Annotated in this window: 14 protein-coding genes; 10 read left to right on the top strand and 4 right to left on the bottom strand. The window is 66.9% G+C overall.

Features of this window, described 5'->3' with window-relative positions:
- Positions 1-14: 14 nt before the first annotated feature.
- Together OKW39_RS00770 and OKW39_RS00775 are read right to left on the bottom strand one after the other, a co-directional pair.
- A complete protein-coding gene (locus tag OKW39_RS00770) occupies positions 15-944 on the bottom strand; it encodes a LysR family transcriptional regulator (protein ID WP_090805275.1) in 930 nt (309 codons plus the stop codon).
- A 94-nt stretch (positions 945-1038) separates the two neighbouring features.
- A complete protein-coding gene (locus tag OKW39_RS00775) occupies positions 1039-2436 on the bottom strand; it encodes a DHA2 family efflux MFS transporter permease subunit (protein ID WP_090805815.1) in 1398 nt (465 codons plus the stop codon).
- A gap of 151 nt (positions 2437-2587) precedes the next feature.
- Between OKW39_RS00775 and OKW39_RS00780 the strand changes: the two genes are divergently transcribed.
- Positions 2588-3448: a LysR family transcriptional regulator gene (locus OKW39_RS00780; protein ID WP_429334710.1), complete on the top strand. Its 861-nt coding sequence runs from the start codon at positions 2588-2590 to the stop codon at positions 3446-3448.
- Between the two features lie 41 nt (positions 3449-3489).
- Here OKW39_RS00780 and OKW39_RS00785 read toward each other — a convergent pair whose 3' ends face one another.
- Complete coding sequence (locus OKW39_RS00785; RefSeq protein WP_090805270.1) at positions 3490-3927, bottom strand: carboxymuconolactone decarboxylase family protein; 438 nt, start codon at positions 3925-3927, stop codon at positions 3490-3492.
- Between the two features lie 242 nt (positions 3928-4169).
- Between OKW39_RS00785 and OKW39_RS00790 the strand changes: the two genes are divergently transcribed.
- From OKW39_RS00790 to OKW39_RS00815, 6 genes are all read left to right on the top strand, one after another.
- The gene (locus OKW39_RS00790) at positions 4170-5228 is read left to right on the top strand and encodes an NAD(P)/FAD-dependent oxidoreductase (protein ID WP_429334709.1); all 1059 of its coding nucleotides are present in this window, start codon (positions 4170-4172) and stop codon (positions 5226-5228) included.
- Between the two features lie 350 nt (positions 5229-5578).
- Positions 5579-7552 (top strand): hybrid sensor histidine kinase/response regulator, encoded by a 1974-nt coding sequence (locus OKW39_RS00795; RefSeq protein WP_429561817.1) that lies wholly within the window; start codon positions 5579-5581, stop codon positions 7550-7552.
- A 120-nt stretch (positions 7553-7672) separates the two neighbouring features.
- Positions 7673-8869: an acyl-CoA dehydrogenase gene (locus OKW39_RS00800; protein WP_429488989.1), complete on the top strand. Its 1197-nt coding sequence runs from the start codon at positions 7673-7675 to the stop codon at positions 8867-8869.
- Positions 8870-8902: 33 nt separating this feature from the next.
- Positions 8903-9508, top strand: coding sequence for an SAM-dependent methyltransferase (locus OKW39_RS00805; RefSeq protein WP_429561818.1), 606 nt, complete (start codon positions 8903-8905; stop codon positions 9506-9508).
- Complete coding sequence (locus tag OKW39_RS00810; protein ID WP_090805262.1) at positions 9505-10170, top strand: glycosyltransferase; 666 nt, start codon at positions 9505-9507, stop codon at positions 10168-10170. The genes OKW39_RS00805 and OKW39_RS00810 overlap by 4 nt, the downstream gene beginning before the upstream one ends.
- An 89-nt stretch (positions 10171-10259) precedes the next feature.
- Positions 10260-10754, top strand: coding sequence for a DUF421 domain-containing protein (locus tag OKW39_RS00815; protein WP_090805813.1), 495 nt, complete (start codon positions 10260-10262; stop codon positions 10752-10754).
- 52 nt (positions 10755-10806) lie between these two features.
- On the opposite strand, the gene OKW39_RS00820 is transcribed toward OKW39_RS00815, so the two are convergent.
- Positions 10807-12210: an MFS transporter gene (locus tag OKW39_RS00820; protein WP_429561819.1), complete on the bottom strand. Its 1404-nt coding sequence runs from the start codon at positions 12208-12210 to the stop codon at positions 10807-10809.
- Positions 12211-12438: 228 nt separating this feature from the next.
- On the opposite strand from OKW39_RS00820, the gene OKW39_RS00825 reads away from it, so the two are divergent.
- The 3 genes from OKW39_RS00825 to OKW39_RS00835 all read left to right on the top strand — a co-directional run bounded on the left by OKW39_RS00825 (position 12439) and on the right by OKW39_RS00835 (position 16884).
- Complete coding sequence (locus OKW39_RS00825; protein ID WP_184056639.1) at positions 12439-12582, top strand: hypothetical protein; 144 nt, start codon at positions 12439-12441, stop codon at positions 12580-12582.
- A gap of 448 nt (positions 12583-13030) precedes the next feature.
- On the top strand, positions 13031-15622 hold the full coding sequence (gene mprF, locus OKW39_RS00830; protein WP_429561820.1) for a bifunctional lysylphosphatidylglycerol flippase/synthetase MprF: 2592 nt from the start codon (positions 13031-13033) through the stop codon (positions 15620-15622).
- Positions 15619-16884 carry a virulence factor family protein gene (locus tag OKW39_RS00835; RefSeq protein WP_429561821.1) on the top strand — a complete coding sequence of 422 codons (1266 nt, stop codon included), beginning with the start codon at positions 15619-15621 and terminating at the stop codon, positions 16882-16884. Before mprF ends, OKW39_RS00835 begins: the two co-directional genes overlap by 4 nt.
- The last annotated feature ends 9 nt before the right edge of the window (positions 16885-16893 follow it).

Here is a 16893-nt window from a genome sequence, read left to right on the forward strand (position 1 = left end):
CAGACGTTCCGTGCTCAGGCAACCGCGTGGCGCGGCCTGCCGCCCGTCAGCGACATGATGAAGTCGAGAAACACGCGCACCTTGGCCGGCGGATGGTGCCGTGACGGATACAGCGCATACAGCGGGTACACCTCGTCGCCCCAATCCGGAAAGAGCTCGATCAGCTTGCCGCTCGTAAGCAGCGACTCCGCGCCGAGCGCGAGAATCTGCGCGATGCCCTGGCCCGCGATGCATACGCTATGCAGCGTGCCGACGTCGTTGACGGTCAGCCGCCCCTGCGGCGTCAGCGCGAGCTGCTTGCGGCCGCGATGGAATTCCCAGCTGAACGGATAACCGGTGAGCGGATCGCGAAACTTGATGCAGATATGCCGGCCGTCTTCGAGCTCGCCCGGATTCGCCGGCTTGCCATGCTTCTTCAGATACGACGGCGCCGCGACGGTCAGGATGCGCGTATCGAGCAGCTTGCGGGCGACGAGCGTCGACACCGGCGGGTCGCCGAAGCGGATCGCGACATCGAAGCCGTCCCCGACCATGTCGCCCAACTGGTCGCGCGTGACGAGTTCGAGCTGCAGGTCCGGATGTTTGTCGATGAAGCCGCCGAGGCGCGGCCCGAGCACGAGCCGCGAAAAGAACGGGTCCATGTTGACGCGCAGACGGCCCCGCACCGCGGTTGCGCCGTGCGCGGCGGAGGCGGCGGCTTCCTCGAGTCCGCCGAGCAGCGGCACGATCTGCTCGTAGAAACGCCGGCCTTCGTCGGTCAGCGTGACCGAGCGCGTGGTGCGGTCGAACAGACGAATGCCGAGGCGTGCTTCGAGCCGGGCGACCGAGCGGCTTACGCCCGATTGCGACATGTCGAGCGCTTCACCGGCGGCCGCGAAACTGCCGCAATCGACGATCGCAGTCAGGACGCCCATGCCGTTCAGCACGCGCTCATCAAATGGCATCGGGGCTCCCTGCCTGGTAGCCATGGATGCCCGACATGCTAACGCCAAGACCTTTCGAATGCATGCGCCGGCACGCGATGAAACGCGTCGGGTCTCAACGCGCCGCGCTCGGCGCAGCCTGGCCGCGAATCACGCGCGTGCCCGACGGGTCGTCGAGGCGGCGGAAGATCCACGCGGACACGAGCGTGATCGCGCCGACGCAAACGAATGCGAGCCGGAAGCCGAGCGCCGCCGACCATTGCGCCGCGAACAGATTGACGAGCCCGCCGCCGATCGACACGCCAAGCCCGATCGCAAGCATCTGCACCATCGAGAACAGGCTATTGCCCATGCCGGCGTCTTCGTGCGACAGGTCCTTCAGCGTGACACTGTTCATCGCCGCGAACTGCATCGAGTTGGCCGCGCCGAACACCGCGAGGATCGCGATTTCGATCACGAGCGGTGTGCCGAGCGAAATCAGCGAGAACGCGACGATCGCCGAGCCGACGATGACCGTGTTGACGAGCAGGAACGTATCGTAGCCGTAGCGGCGCACGAGCGGCGCGATCCAGCGTTTCGCGAGCGTGCCGGCGAGTGCCGCGGGCAGCATCATCAGACCCGAGTGCAGCGGCGAGTAACCGAGCTGCAATTGCAGCAGCAGCGGCACGAGGAACGGCACCGCGCTCGAACCGACCCGGCATACGAGGTTGCCGATCAGGCCGACGCTGAAGTTCGGCTCGCCGAACAGCGACAGCTTGAACAGCGGATCCCGGCGGTTTCTGGCGTACGGAATGTAGGCGAGCGCGCTGGCGACGGCCAACGCGAACAGCCCCGCCGACCACGCCGCGCGATGCGAAGGGACCGGCGCGTCGATCGCGAGCGAAAACGCGATCATGCACGACGACAGCAGGGCGCAGCCGATCACATCGAACGGCGGCGCCTGCGCCTCGTCATGCGACGGCAGAAAGCGGTGCACCGCGTACAGACCGAGCGCGCCGATCGGCACGTTGATCAGAAAGATCCAGTGCCACGTGATCGCCTGCACGAACCAGCCGCCGAGCGTTGGCCCGGCGATCGGGCCGAGCTGCCCCGCGATCGATATGAACGCGAGCGCCGACACGTATTGCTCGCCCGACACGCTGCGCAGCACCGCGAGGCGTCCGATCGGCAGCAGCATCGAGCCGCCGAGGCCTTGCAGCACGCGCGCCATCACGAGCTGGCCGAGCGTGTGCGCGCTCGAGCAGCAGATCGAGCCGAGCACGAACACGAGAATGGCGGCGAAATAGACGCGGCGGGTGCCGAAGCGGTCGGCAAGCCAGCCGGAGGCGGGCGTCAGCATCGCCATCGTCAGCGTGTAGGCGACGACGACCGGTTGCATCGCGAGCGGCGCGACGCGCAGGCTGTTCGCGATCGACGGCAGCGCGGTGTTGACGATCGTCGTGTCGAGCGACTGCATGAAGAAGCCGGCGGCGACGATCCATAGTAGGGCGGTTTGAGAGGAATCCTTGGTCATGTTTTCGACAGTGGGCGCGGCGGCGGCAAAGCGCCGCCAGAGCGGGGCCAGGCGGAATTCCGTCATCTTATTGACATCCTCGTCAATCGGGAACCCCACTAAGCCCGCTGACTGTTATCGACAACGCTGATAAGCAGCGCGACAATCACGCATGCTCAATCCAATCTGGCTCAAGACCTTCTCGACCGTCGCGGCTTGCCATAGCTTCACCGAAGCGGGGCGGCGGCTCGACCTGACGCAGTCGAGCGTCAGCGAACATATCCGGCGCCTCGAACAGAGCGTGGGCCGGCGCCTGTTCGTGCGCGACACCCATTCGCTCGCGATGACACCCGACGGCGAAGCGATGCTCGCGCATGCGAGCGTGATCCTGCAGGCGCTGTCGCGCGCGGAATCGCAGTTTCGCGCGCCGCGTCTGAGGGGGCGCGTGCGGCTCGGCTCGTCGGACGACATCGCGCTCGGCCCGCTCCCCACCGTGCTCGCGGCGTTTCGCAACGCGCATCCCGACGTCGAACTGGAAATCACGATCGGTATGACGGGCAGGCTCTACGAGTTGCTCGACGCGGGCGCGATCGATCTGCTGGTCGGCAAGCGTCGGCTCGGTGACCGGCGCGGCGTGCCGCTCTTCACCGGGCGTCTCGAATGGCTCGCGCGGACCGGCACGCTCGTCGATCTGAGTCGGCCGCTGCCGCTGATTCTGGTCGCCGAGCCGAGCGTGACGCGCGCGGTCGTGCTCGATGCGCTCGCCGAAGCCGGCGCGAGCTGGCAGATCGTCTGCACGAGCAGCAGTCATTCCGGCTGTATCGCGGCCGCGCGCGGCGGACTCGGCATCACCGTGCGGCCGCAGTATCTGGCCGCGCGCGGCCTCGCGCCGCCGTTGAATGCGGCCGGACTGCCGACGCTGCCGTCGGTGGAATTCATCGCGCTGGCGGCGAAGCGCTTGAGTCGCCCGGCGGGCACGCTGCTGCAGTTGCTGCATGACAGCGATCTGCGCGGGTCGTGGATCGGGGAGTGAGGCGGGCAGTGCGTCGCCTCATGCTGCCGTTATGCCGCCGCTCAGGCCGGCATCTTCCGGAACGAGATCGCGAAGCGGTTCCATGCATTGATCGCCGAGACGAGCAGCGTCAGGTCAACCAGTTCCTCGTCGCTGAAACGCGGCCGCACTGCCTGCCATACCGCGTCGGGCACATGATCGTGGGACACCAGCGTGAGCGCTTCGGTCCACTCGAGCGCCGCGCGTTCGCGGTCCGTGAAGAACGGCGTTTCGCGCCACACGACGACGGTCGCGAGACGCCGCTCGGTTTCGCCGCCCTTGCGCGCGTCCGCCGTATGCATATCGACGCAATACGCGCAGCCGTTGATCTGCGACGCGCGCAACCGCACCAGTTCGGTCAGCGATTTTTCGAGCGACGATTTGCCGATGCGCTCTTCGACGCCGAGCAGCGATTTGATCGCGGCGGGATTGGCTTTGTAGAAGTCGAGACGTTGTTCCATGATGGGCTCCTGGGCGGGTTTGACGATGCGATGCATCGGACAGGTGTTAGCTTAGTCCGTCGTTTGGATCATAAGAATGGCCGATTCCAGGTATTTTCAGGTAGCCACTTTCGGGCGTTGAGCGGGCACGCCCAGCACCCTTACCGTCGACGATGGCATCGTTGCCGCGTGCGGGCCGATTCGGTATGGTGGGTCATCGACGCTTCCATTACGCCTTTCACCGTGATCCGGAGACCTGCCCCATGACCGTTGCCGCCGACCCGTCCGCTGTGCCCACCTCGCCGATCCGCACCGATGTCCTGATCGTCGGCGCCGGTCCCGTGGCTCTGTTCGCGGCATTCGAGGCCGGCGTGATCGGCCTCACCTGTCAGATCGTCGACATACTCGGACGGGTCGGCGGCCAATGCATCGAGCTGTATCCCGACAAGCCGATCTACGATATCCCCGCGATTGCGTCGTGCACCGCGCGCGAACTGGTCGAGCGACTGGTCGCGCAGTGCAAGCCGTTCGATGTGCCGATTCATCTGGAACAGCGCGTCGACACGGTCGAGCAGCGCGACGACGGACGCTGGACCGTGCGCACGCAGCGCGGCCTCGTGTTCGACGTCGCGGCGATCCTGCTCGCCGCCGGTAACGGCGCGTTCGTCCCGCAAAAGCTCCCGCTCCCCGAGGCCGTGCCGCTGGAAAAGCGCTACGTGCACTACAGCGTGCCGCGCCTCGCCGATTTCGCCGACAAAAACGTGGTCGTCGCGGGCGGCGGCGATTCGGCGCTCGACTGGGCGCTGGCACTACGCAAGGTCGCGCGGCGCGTGACCCTCGTGCATCGGCGCGCCGGCTTCAGCGCGGCCGATTCGAGCGTCGAGCTGATGCGGCGCGCGGTCGACGCTGGCGAGATGGACTTCGTCGTCGGCGGGATCGCGGCGCTCGATGTGGAAGACGGCACGCTGCGTTCGCTGACGCTGCGGCAGGTCAACGGCGAGACACAGCTCGAAGCCGAACATCTGATCGCGCTGTATGGACTCGTCGCCGATCTCGGACCGATCGCGCAGTGGGGACTGACGCTTCATGGCGGGCGCGTCGACGTTGATACTTCGAACTACGAAAGCTCGCGGCCGGGCATCTTCGCCGCCGGCGACATCGCGAACTATCCGAACAAGCAGAAGCTGATCCTGTCGGGCTTTCACGAGGCGTCGCTCGCGCTGCGCAAGGCGTACGCGTACGCGTATCCCGACAGGAAACGCGTGCATGTCCATTCGAGCTACGACGCGAAGCTCGCGGAAAAGATCGGCGCGGCGGCTTGACGGGCGCGCCAGCGCAGCAGCAGTTTCGATTGGCGACGTGTGCCGATTCTCAGCGGCCGATCGCGCAGCCCGCCGCGTCGTGAATACCTTTTTCAATCGACACGCCTGTTTTTGCCAACGAAGGGCAAAACGGAAAGCCGAAACCGCAGCGCGGCGACGTTTTCCGTCATGACCCGCTAGCTATCGCGAGGCTCGCCGTTATAAGCTTGGCGCCTTGTCAGCCGGCGCGCGCGCGCCCTTGGCGACGCATCCCGGCCCCTCCGTGGACCGCGCAAGCGCTTGCGCGACGGCTTCGCCGCCGGCCAGGCGCGAGGTTTGCTTAAAACGAAAGTTCCAATGACGTGTCCGCCATGACCCAGCTCGAAGCTTCTTCTTCCCACGACCGCGCCGAGCGCGTTCGAGTGCAGGCCGAGGCCGCGCCGTCGGCGCCCGTCGGCGTCGATTATTTGTCGCTCGTGCAGGCGATTTCGGACTACGCGATCTTTCTGCTCGATGCGAAGGGCAACATCGTCAGCTGGAATGCCGGCGCGCAGAAGCTGAAGGGCTACACGGAAAGCGAGATCGTCGGCCAGCATTTCTCGCGCTTCTATACCGAGGAAGCCGTCGCGCGCGGCTGGCCGACCTACGAGCTGGAACAGGCTGCGCTGACCGGCCGTTTCGAAGACGAAGGCTGGCGCGTGCGCAAGGACGGCACGACGTTCTGGGCGAACGTCGTGATCACCGCGATCCGCAACGAGAAGGGCGCGGTCACGGGCTTCGCGAAGATCACGCGCGACCTGACCGCGCAGCGCGAATACCTCGAAGCGCTGCGCCAGAGCGAGGAGCGCTTCCGTCTGCTCGTCGATAGCGTGAAGGACTACGCGATCTTCATGCTCGATCCGCAAGGCTTCGTCGTCAGTTGGAATTCGGGCGCCGCGCGCATCAAGGGCTATACGCACGACGAAATCGTCGGCCGGCACTTCTCGCAGTTCTATGTGCCCGAGGAGGCCGCGGCCGGCAAGCCCGCGCGCGAGCTGGCGATCGCGCGCCAGATCGGCGCCGTCGAAGACGAAGGCTGGCGCATGCGTAAGGACGGTTCGACGTTCTGGGCCAACGTGATCATCACGGCCGTCTATGACGAATCGCGACGCTTGCGCGGCTTCGCCAAGGTCACGCGCGATTTGACCGAGCGGCGCCGGCGCGAGGAACTGGAGCGCTCCGGGGAGCGCATGCGCGAATTTCTCGCGACGCTCGCGCACGAACTGCGCAATCCGCTCGCGCCGGTGCGCAACGCGGTCGGCACGATGCAGATGGAAACCGATCTGAGCCCGGTGGTCGCGCGGGCGCGCGATCTGATCGATCGCCAGGTCACCCACCTGACGCGACTCGTCGACGATCTGCTCGATATCGGCCGCATCATGTCCGACAAGGTCGAACTGCGTATTGCGCGCGTCGATCTCGCCGAGCTCGTCGCGCGCGCGATCGAAGCGGCGCGGCCGTTCACCGACTCGCGCGAGCAGCGCGTGGTCGCGCATGTACCCGACGCTCCCGTGATGATTCGCGGCGACATGACGAGGCTCGTGCAGGTCCTGCAAAACCTGCTGCACAACGCGTCGAAGTTTTCGCCGAACGGCAGCGCGATCGAGATGCAGGGACGTGTCGACTTTCGTATGGCGGTGCTCGAAGTGCGCGACCCCGGCTGCGGCATTCCGGTGCGCTCGCTCGACAAGATCTTCGAACTGTTCGCGCAGGAGAAGGAAGGGCAAAATTTCGGCGAGGGCGGCCTTGGGATCGGCCTGACGCTGTGCAAGTCGCTCGTCGAAATGCATGGTGGCAGCATCGTCGCGAGCAGCGAAGGACTGGGACTCGGCAGCACGTTCACGCTGAGTCTGCCGCTCGCTTCCGCGCAGTCCGACACCGCGGAGAGCGGCACGATCGATGCCGCGCCCCACGTGCAGCCGCTGCGCATTCTCCTCGTCGACGACAATCGCGATTCGGCCGACAGCCTCGCGATGCTGCTCGAACTGAAGGGCCACGAGGTGCGTATCGCCTACGAGGGCGAGCAGGCCCTGCATATCGCTCCGCGCTTCTCGCCGCATCTCGCGCTGATCGACCTCGCGATGCCGAAGATGGATGGCTATGCGACGCTCGCGGCGATGCGCGCGCGGCCCGAGATGTCGCGCACGATGTACGCGGCGATGACGGGTTTCGGCCATGCGAGCGATCTCGATCGAACTCGCCACGCGGGTTTCCATGCGCACCTCGTGAAGCCGGTCGAGATGGCGGTCCTCGACGCGTTGCTCGTGAAGGCGGATGGACGTCTGAGCGGAAGCGGCGGGACGTAGCCGCTGTTTCGCTGCGCGGCTGCCTCGCCAGCCGGGGCACGGTGTTTGCTGCGACTCTGCATACGTTCCAGTCCGCCGCCGCCTGGCGGGCCGTGGATCTAACCGGTGCAGGGAGGCACGATGCTCGACACGCGCGACCACGCGGCCAGCTTCAAGGCCCAGTCACGGCAGGTCTCAAATCAACACGGTGGCCGCGCACTACGCGCGAGCGCCCGCGCGCCGCAGCCCGGCAAGCCTGCTATCTCGCTCGACGATTTTCTGCGCGACGCGCGTTTCGATGCGAACGATCCCGCTGCCCTCGGAGCACTGCTCGCTGATCTGATCGAGCGCGGCTACGATCGCGCGCCGACCTTGCCATGGCCGGGGCATGGGGAGACGCTGGTGCGCTGGCGCGCGCTGGCCGCCGTCGCCGCATGCGACCTCGGCCTCGTCAAACTGTTCGAAGGCCATACCGATGCACTCGCGATTCTCGCCGAGCTCAATGGTCCGCTGCCGCCCGCGGCAAGCCGCTGGGGCGTGTGGGCCGCCGAGGCGCCGCACGCGCGGGTGCGCGCCATCGACGAAGGAATCCAGACCGTTGCCGGCGAGGGCGCGCAGGTGCGCCTGTCCGGCACCAAAGCCTGGTGCTCCGGCGCGCAGGCGCTCACCCATGCGCTCGTGAGCGCATGGCGCGACGACGAGCCCGTGCTGGCGGCGCTCGCGCTGGACCAGAGCTCGATCTCGATCGATACATCGAAGTGGCAGGCCGTCGGCATGCAGGCGACCGCGAGCGCGGATGTCACGTTCAAAGACACCGTGGCGACGCTCGTCGGCGCGCCGCATGCGTATCTGCGCCGCGCGGGCTTCTGGCATGGCGGCGCCGGTATCGCCGCGTGCTGGTACGGCGCGGCCGCGCAAATCGCGCGCACGCTGCGCGACGCGTGCGCCCGGCACGCGGACGCGCATCGGCTCGCTCATCTCGGTGCGACCGATGTCGCCTTGCAGTCGGCCGCCGCGCTGCTGCGCGAAACCGCGGCGTGGATCGACGCGCAGCCGTCGGCCGATGCAGCGACGCGCGTGTTGCGCGCGCGTCTGGCCGTCGAGCAGGCCGCGAGCGCCGTGATCGAGCACGCGACACGCGCGCTCGGCGCGGGCCCGTTGTGCCGCGACGCGCGCTTCGCGCGGGCGCTCGCCGACCTGCCGGTGTTTCTGCGGCAGAGCCACGCGGAACGCGACCTCGCAGCGCTCGGCGAACGGCTCGTCGAGGCCGCTGACACGACTGCCGCGCCGGCATCGCATCAGGCGTCTTCGCAAACGCTCGCGCCGTGGACGCCATGACTTTTTTCCCCCTGCCTTGGGAGGATCGCTGAGATGAACTCGACGGCGCCGTACTTCGATGGACTCTACCGACGCAGCGACGATCCGTGGCGTTTGCGCGAAGGCTGGTACGAACGCCGCAAGCGTTCGCTGACGCTCGCGTTGCTGCCGCGGGCGCGCTATCGCAACGCGTTCGAACCGGGCTGCGCGAACGGCGAGTTGACGGCCGGGCTCGCGACGCGCTGCGACGCGCTGCTCGCCGCCGATCTGCACGCGCGCGCCGTCGAGCTTGCGTGTGAACGCGTGGCGGGCGCATCGAACGTGCGGATCGAGCAGCGCAGGGTGCCGCGCGACTGGCCGACGGAGCACGGGCCGTTCGATCTGATCGTGATCAGCGAGTTCGCGTACTACCTCGACGCGGCCGAGCTCGAAACGCTGGCCGCGCGCATCGCCGGGTCGCTGACGCCGGACGGCACGCTGCTCGCCTGTCATTGGCGCTGGCCGTTCGCCGAAGCGCGCGAATCCGCCGACCATGCGCACGCGCTATTCGATGCACGCTGCGGTCTCGCGCGTCTCGCGCATCACGACGAAGCCGACTTGCTGATCGACGTGTGGTCGCGCGACGCACGTTCGGTCGCCCAGCGCGAGGGGCTTCTATGATCGGCGTGATCGTTCCGGCGCATAACGAAGAGACGTTGCTCGCACGCTGCCTCGCGGCCTTGCTCGAAGCGTCGCGACACGAAGCGCTCGCCGGCGAGGAGGTGCGGATCGTCGTTGCGCTCGACGCGTGCAGCGATTTCAGCGGGGCGATCGCGCGCGCTTACGGCGTGCAGACGCTGACGCTGAAGGCGCGCAACGTCGGGATCGCGCGAGCGCTCGGCGCGTCGCTTCTGCTCGCGCACGGCGCGCGCTGGCTGGCGTTTACCGATGCCGACAGCCGCGTGTCGCCCGGTTGGCTGGCCGCGCAACTGGCGCTCGGCGCCGATGCGGTGTGCGGCTCGATCGCCGTCGACGACTGGAGCGCGCATCCGCACAGCGTGCGCGAATATTTTCGCAAGACGTATGTCGACGCCGACGGACATCGGCATGTGCACGGCGCGAATCTCGGCGTTTCCGCCGACGCCTATCGGCGCGCGGGCGGCTTTCCGCCGCTCAAGTGCAGCGAGGATGCCGCGCTCGTCGATCGCCTGATCGCGACCGGCGCGCGCATCGCGTGGAGCGCCGCGCCGCGCGTGACCACGAGCGCGCGCACCGTGGCCCGCGTGAGCGGCGGTTTCGGCGATACGCTCATTTCGTGGGCGACGGACGGCGCGCTGGCCTGAGCGACGGCGACGCGTCGCGGGCTCGTCTCGCTCGCAACTATCCGGACACCAGAACATTCGCACGGCAATCCGCCGCGGGGAGGACGAACATGATGGACGCGTTTTTCGTTCTATTCGGCCAAGGCAGGGAGCTCGATCCGTTGCAGATGGGTATGCGCTCGATCGCCGTGTTCGTGATCGCGCTCGCGCTGATCCGTGTATCGGGGCGCCGTTCATTCGGGCAGCGCTCGCCGTTCGATTCGGTCGTCGTGATTCTGCTCGGCGCGACGCTGAGCCGCGCGATCGTCGGTGCGTCGCCGTTTATCGCGACCGTCGTCGCGTCGTTCGCGATCGTCGTGTGTCACCGGGTGCTCGCGTGGTCGTTCATACGCTCGCGCCGCTTCGAGCTGCTGGTGGGCGGCGCCGAGCGCGAGGTGTTCAGCGACGGCAAGTTCCACGCGAACGAAATGCACGCGGCGCTCGTCACGCGCACCGACATCGAGGAAAGCGTGCGGCAGAAAACCGGCTCGCGCTCGATGGACGACGTGGCCGCCGCGATTCTCGAACGCAATGGCGAAGTGAGCGTGATTCGCAAGCGCGCGTGAGCGCCCGAACCCGTGAAGAGCGGGGCGCTCGCGCGGGGACACGGTAGCCGGCTCAGCCGCGCCCGCCTCGCGAAATCTCCGCGCCCGCGCCGCGCGGCAGGCGCAGCGTGACCGGAATCGACGCGAACGAGCATAGCCCGACCACGAGAAACGCGGGCCAGAAATCCGACCAGGTGATGCTCGGATGCCCATGCAGCGCGCGCGAAATCTGCAGCACGATGCCGCCGACCGTCACGCCGAGGCCGAGCGACATCTGCTGCACGACGCTGCCGAGGCTCGTCGCGCGGCCGACGTCGCGGCTCGCGATCTCCGCGTAGGTCAGCGAATTGAGGCTCGTGAACTGCAACGCGGGGAAGAAGCCGCCGAGCAACACGACGACCCAGATGATCCACGTCGGCGTGTGCGGGAAAAACAGCCCGCACGCGGCGATCGAAATGCCCGATAGCGCGGCGTTGAACACGAGCACCTGGCGAAAGCCGAAGCGGCGCAGCACCGTGGAGGCGATCGTGCGCATGAACATGCCGCCGAACGCGGACGCGCAGGTGATCAGCCCCGATTGGAACGCGCTCATGCCGTGGCCTTCCTGCAGTAGCAGCGGCAGCAGGAATGGCAACGCGCCGAGACCGATGCGAAATAGCGAGCCGCCGAGCACGCTCGCCTGGAAAGTCGGCACCTTGAAAAAACGCAAATCCAGAAGCGGCAGTGCGACCCGCTGCGCATACGCAACGTAGATCGCGAGCAGCGCCGCGCCGAGCGCGCACATGCCGAACGCGTCCGTATTCGAAATCAGTTCGCCGCCGACCAGCGACAAGCCGAGCAACAGCAGCACCGCGCCCGCCGCCGACAGCAGGAAGCCGATCCAGTCGAGCGGGCCGGGGTCGGGCTCGCGCGTATTGGCGATATAGCGATTGGTGAGATAGATGCCGAGAATGCCGATCGGCACGTTGATGAAGAAGATCAGCCGCCAGTGCAGATACGTGGTGATGAAGCCGCCGAGCAGCGGACCGGCGGCGGGGCCGAGCATTGCGGGCACGCTCAGGTAATTCATCGCGCGGATGAAGTCGGCTTTCTCCACCACGCGAAAGATGATGATGCGCCCGACGGGCACCATCATCGCGCCGCCGACGCCCTGGATGAAACGCGCAACCGTGAAAGTGGCAAGCGAGTTCGACGCGGCGCACAACAGCGAGCCCGTCACGAAGACGCCGATCGCGCTGCGGAATACCGTGCGCGCGCCGAACTTGTCGGCGAGCCAGCCGCATACCGGGATGAACACGCCGAGCCCGAGCACGTAGCTTGTCACCGCGATCTTCAGCGTGACCGGATCGCGCCCGAAATCGCGTGCCATGGCCGGCAGCGCGGTGACGATCACGTTGGCGTCGACGCTTTCCATGAACATGGCGCACGCGACGATAAGAGGCGCAATCAGAGCTTTTTGGGTCTGGGCGACAGTCATATCGGCGAGCCTGCGGCGAAGCGTCGCAGGCAAAGGGGGCATTATGCACCTGTACGGTGCGGATTGTTAATACCTGCACGACCGATGCGGCCCCTTTACGTATTTTCCGTATCCGGTATGCGACGTTGGCATCGCGACGTCGCCAAAAAATATTGTTTTGTTGCGCTGCGGCACGAGATCGCTATAATCGGGTTATTCCGTAGGTATAAACCCTGATAAGGAGTCGCCATGAACACCGCATCGAATGCCGTCCGTTCCACCCCCGCTGCCAACACGTTCTTCGGCAAGCTGCGCGCGCTGGCGCTGCATGCGCTGAACCTGCATCTGCAGAACTGCGCAGTGATCGCCGAAGCGTACCGTCGCCCGAACTAAGCGCGAGTTTCCCGCGCGGGCCCCGCAAGCCCCAGCTGTCGTGTCAATGCCCGCTCGAGTAGCGGGCATTGTGCTTTCTGGCCCCGCCAAGCGGAGCACGTTCAGCGAGTCGGCTCCCCAGTCCCACCAGATAGACGCCCGCCGTCAGCCAATTCCGGGCTGCCATCGCCGTTTCCCTTCCTGATATCGTGCTTCCGCTCCTGATTACGGCACGCCCAGCCGTGATCCTGATGCCGCGGTTGCGCCGGCCCGATGCCTCGCATCACGCGAGGAAGCATTACAATCGCGCGCTTTTGACACGCGACGCGCAAGTGAACCGACGGCAAAATTGCTAATGCTGTCAACCTTTTGCACGTTTTGCCGTTATCACTTTGTAATCGCCGCCACAGGCGATACCGCGCGTGACGACCCGTCGCCGCGACCGCTCCTCGCAAGGCCCGCATTGACCATGTTCCACCGACTTCAACACAGCTTCGAGCGCCTCCCGGCGTTGCTCGGCCGTGCATCGAAAGCGCTTGGCAGCCGGGGCCTTCTGTCGCCCGTGCTCGCGCTCGTCATTTGCGGGTTGCTGCTGGTCGTGCTGCAGCATCTGTCCGAGGCAGTGAATTACCGTTCGGTGATCCGCGAACTGCGCCAGCTGTCGGCGCGCGAGTGGATCGGTGCGCTCGGCGCGACCGCGCTCAGCTACGTCGCGTTGGTCGGGCGCGACGCGGTCGGCCTGCGCTATCTCGGCGTGAGCGTGCCGCGCGCGGCGCTGTGGGTCGGCGCGACGGCCGGTTCGGCGCTCGGCAATGCGACCGGTTTCGGCGCGCTGACGGGCGGAGCGGTGCGCGCGCGCGTGTACGGCGTCGCGAACATCACGCCCGCGCAGATCGGCCGCATGACGGTGTTTACGAGCGTGTCGCTCGCGCTCGCCCTCGTCTTGATGACCGCGCTGGGCATGGTCTGCATGGCGGGCCAGCTCTCGCCGATGCTGCATCTGCCGCCAGTCGCGCTGCGCTGGAGCGGCGCTGCGCTGCTGCTCGGGCTGGCGCTCGCCGCGGCCGCGTGCCGTCGGCAAACCCGGCCGATCCGCACGCGCTGGCAGTGGCTCTCGTTCGATATTCCCGCGCGCCGCGATCTGCTCGCGCAGGTTGCGCTGGCGGTGCTCGACGTGGTCGCCGCGGGCCTCGCGTTGTGGGCATTGCTGCCGCATGCGAACGTGAGCTTCGTCGGCTTCATCACCGTCTACGCGGCCGCGATGCTGCTCGGCCTGATTGGCCATACGCCTGGCGGCGTCGGCGTGTTCGAAGCGGCGATGGTGTTCACGCTGAGCGGCAGCGTGCCGATGCATCAGATGGTCGCCGCGCTGCTCGCGTATCGCGCGATCTATTTCGGCGTGCCGCTGATCGTCTCCGCGGCGCTGCTCGCGGGTTTCGAGGGGCGCGCGCTGAAGAATCGTCTGTCGATGTTGCAGGCGCAGCGCGTGTCGGAACTCGCGCCGCTGTTTCTGAGCCTCGTCACGTTCGTGGTCGGCGGCATGCTGGTCATTTCGAGCGCGACGCCGGCGTTCTGGCAGCGCATTCATATGCTGCGCGACCTGGTGCCGCTGTGGGTGCTCGAAAGCTCGCAGATGCTAGGCAGCGTGCTCGGCGTGCTGCTGCTGTTCGTCGCGCGCGGCCTGCTGCGGCGGCTCGATGCGGCATGGTGGATGACGCTCGCGCTCGCGTTGCTGAGCCTCGCGCTGTCGCTGACCAAGGGTCTCGCGTTCGTCGAAGCCGGTGTGCTCGGCATGCTGATCGTGCTGCTGCTCGCGACGCGCAAGCGCTTCAACCGTCATTCGTCGCTGTTCGCGGAGCGTTTCACGGCCGGCTGGCTCGTGTCGGTCGCGATGGTGCTGATGTTCGCGACGTGGATCATGCTGTTCGCTTTCCGTGACGTGCCGTACACGGGCGATCTGTGGTGGCAATTCGCGTTCGACGAGCGCGCGCCGCGCGCGCTGCGCGCGACGCTCGCCGCGAGCGTGTTCGCCGCGACCTTCTCGTTCTGGCAATTGCTGCGTCCGGCGCCGGGCCGCTTCGTGAAGCCGGCGCCCGAAGATCTGCACGACGCCGCGCGCATCGTGCGCGCGCAGGAACGCAGCGATGCCGGTCTCGCGTTGATGGGCGACAAGAGCTTCCTGTTTTCGGAGTCGCGCGAAGCGTTCCTGATGTACGCGAAATACGGCCGCACGTGGGCCGCGTTGCACGATCCGGTGGGGCCGCGCGAAGAGTGGGCGGGTCTCATCAGCAAGTTCGTCGCGCTCGCGCATGCACATGGCGGTCGCGCCGCGTTCTACCAGGTGCGCGCGAATGCGCTGCCGCTGTATCTCGACGCTGGCCTCACGCTGATGAAGCTCGGCGAGGAAGCGCACGTCGTGCTCGACGACTTCGATCTGAAGGGCTCGCATCGCGCGCATCTGCGCTATGCGCTCAAGCGCGGCGAGCGCGACGGCTTTAGCGTCGAAGTGATCGATCAGGCCCATGTGCCGGCCTCGCTCGAAACGCTGCGCGGCATTTCCGACGGTTGGCTCGACAGCCGCGACGCGCGCGAGAAGAGCTTCTCGGTCGCGGCTTTCCATGACGAATACCTGGCCGCGCAGTCGGTGATGCTGGTGCGCCAGAACGGCGAGCCGGTCGCATTCGTGACCTTCATGACGACCGATATGAATACCGAGGCGACCGTCGGCGTGATGCGTCACGTCGAAAGCGCGTCGCCGTATGCGATGGAATATCTGTTCACGCAGCTCGCGCTGCATCTGAAACAGGCGGGCTTCCGCTCGCTCAGTCTCGGCATTGCGCCGCTCTCCGGCGTGCAGCCGACGCCGCTCGCGTCGCGCTGGCATCGGCTGGCCGGCATCGTGTGGCGCTTCGGCGGCCGCTTCTACAACTTCCGCGGACTGCGTGCTTTCAAGAGCAAGTTCCAGCCGCGCTGGGAGCCGCGTTATCTCGCGGCATCCGGTTCGGGCGTGTTCTTCACGCTCGCGGACCTGTCGCTGCTGGCAGGAGGCCGGCGTTCATGACATTGCATCCGTTGTTCCGGCTCGCCGTCGCGGCGAGCGTTCTGAGTTGCGGCGCGCTCGCGCACGCGGCCACCACCACCGTGCCAGGCGGCCGCTATGGCGACGTGCGCGTGACGCAGCCCGAGGGGCCGCTGCGCGGCTTCGTCGTGCTGTATTCGCAGGCAAGCGGCTGGAGCGCAGCCGATCAGCAGAGCGCCGATGCGCTCGCGAAAGCGGGCGCGATGACGGTCGGCGTCGATACCGCGCACTACGCGGCCAACCTTGCCGCGAAAAAGGAAACCTGTCATCAGCTGGTGGGCGATGCCGAGGCGCTCAGCCATCAGCTCGAACGGCAGTCGCAGTCGAGCCGCTACTTCGCGCCGATCGTCGCGGGTACGGGGCAGGGCGCGACGCTCGCGATGCACGTGCTCGAGCAGGCGCCGTCCAATACGATCGCGGGCGCGGTGTCGGTCGACGCCGATCACACGCTCGACGCGCGCTTCGAACCGTGTCCGCCCGACCCGACCGTGATTCGCGACAAGGTGCCGGGCTTCGTCGAAAAGGCGAGCACGGGCAATGCCGATCGCGCGCGTCTCGTTGCATTGCTGACGCCGCATCTGCAGCCGGTCTCGATCAGCGCCGACGACGTGTCCGACCTGCCGCTGATCGAATTGCCGGCCGCGCATCCGAACGGCTTGATGGCGATCGTGATTTCCGGCGATGGCGGCTGGCGCGATCTCGACAAGACGATCGCGCAGGCACTGCAGAAAGATGGCGTGTCGGTGGTCGGCTGGGACAGCCTGCGTTATTTCTGGAGCGAGAAGCCGCCCGCGCAAACGAGCCGCGATCTCGCGCGGGTGATGCAAACCTATGGCGAGCGCTGGCACGCGCAGCATATCGCGCTGATCGGCTATTCGTTCGGCGCCGACGTGCTGCCGTTCGCGTATAACCGCCTGCCGCAGGCGCAGCGCGATAAGGTGTCGCTGATTTCGCTGCTCGGCTTCGCGCCCGACGCCGATTTCCAGATCCGCGTCGGCGGCTGGCTCGGCATGCCCGCAAGCGACAAGGCGCTGAATGTGCGCCCCGAGTTGGCGCATGTGCCGCCGTCGATCGTTCAATGCTTCTATGGCGAGAGCGAGACCGACACGCTGTGTCCGGCGCTCGACAAGACCGGCGTCGACGTCATCCGCACGACCGGCGATCATCACTTTGGCCGCGATTACAACGCGCTCGAGCAACGCATTCTCGCGGCATTCAAAAAGCAGAGCGGCGTGCGCGATTGATGTCGGTGT

It is taken from the genome of Paraburkholderia sp. MM6662-R1 (assembly GCF_050436245.1).
GTDB classification, from domain to species: domain Bacteria; phylum Pseudomonadota; class Gammaproteobacteria; order Burkholderiales; family Burkholderiaceae; genus Paraburkholderia; species Paraburkholderia tuberum.

What these genes read in the sequence shown, in the direction of transcription:
- OKW39_RS00785 (WP_090805270.1), bottom strand. Translation starts at nt 3,927, where the DNA reads ATGGAACAACGTCTCGACTTCTACAAAGCCAATCCCGCCGCGATCAAA.
- OKW39_RS00805 (WP_429561818.1), top strand. Translation starts at nt 8,903, where the DNA reads ATGAACTCGACGGCGCCGTACTTCGATGGACTCTACCGACGCAGCGAC.
- OKW39_RS00815 (WP_090805813.1), top strand. Translation starts at nt 10,260, where the DNA reads ATGATGGACGCGTTTTTCGTTCTATTCGGCCAAGGCAGGGAGCTCGAT.
- OKW39_RS00820 (WP_429561819.1), bottom strand. Translation starts at nt 12,210, where the DNA reads ATGACTGTCGCCCAGACCCAAAAAGCTCTGATTGCGCCTCTTATCGTC.
- OKW39_RS00825 (WP_184056639.1), top strand. Translation starts at nt 12,439, where the DNA reads ATGAACACCGCATCGAATGCCGTCCGTTCCACCCCCGCTGCCAACACG.
- OKW39_RS00835 (WP_429561821.1), top strand. Translation starts at nt 15,619, where the DNA reads ATGACATTGCATCCGTTGTTCCGGCTCGCCGTCGCGGCGAGCGTTCTG.
- mprF (WP_429561820.1), top strand. Translation starts at nt 13,031, where the DNA reads ATGTTCCACCGACTTCAACACAGCTTCGAGCGCCTCCCGGCGTTGCTC.
- OKW39_RS00810 (WP_090805262.1), top strand. Translation starts at nt 9,505, where the DNA reads ATGATCGGCGTGATCGTTCCGGCGCATAACGAAGAGACGTTGCTCGCA.
- OKW39_RS00780 (WP_429334710.1), top strand. Translation starts at nt 2,588, where the DNA reads ATGCTCAATCCAATCTGGCTCAAGACCTTCTCGACCGTCGCGGCTTGC.
- OKW39_RS00775 (WP_090805815.1), bottom strand. Translation starts at nt 2,436, where the DNA reads ATGACCAAGGATTCCTCTCAAACCGCCCTACTATGGATCGTCGCCGCC.
- OKW39_RS00790 (WP_429334709.1), top strand. Translation starts at nt 4,170, where the DNA reads ATGACCGTTGCCGCCGACCCGTCCGCTGTGCCCACCTCGCCGATCCGC.
- OKW39_RS00770 (WP_090805275.1), bottom strand. Translation starts at nt 944, where the DNA reads ATGCCATTTGATGAGCGCGTGCTGAACGGCATGGGCGTCCTGACTGCG.
- OKW39_RS00800 (WP_429488989.1), top strand. Translation starts at nt 7,673, where the DNA reads ATGCTCGACACGCGCGACCACGCGGCCAGCTTCAAGGCCCAGTCACGG.
- OKW39_RS00795 (WP_429561817.1), top strand. Translation starts at nt 5,579, where the DNA reads ATGACCCAGCTCGAAGCTTCTTCTTCCCACGACCGCGCCGAGCGCGTT.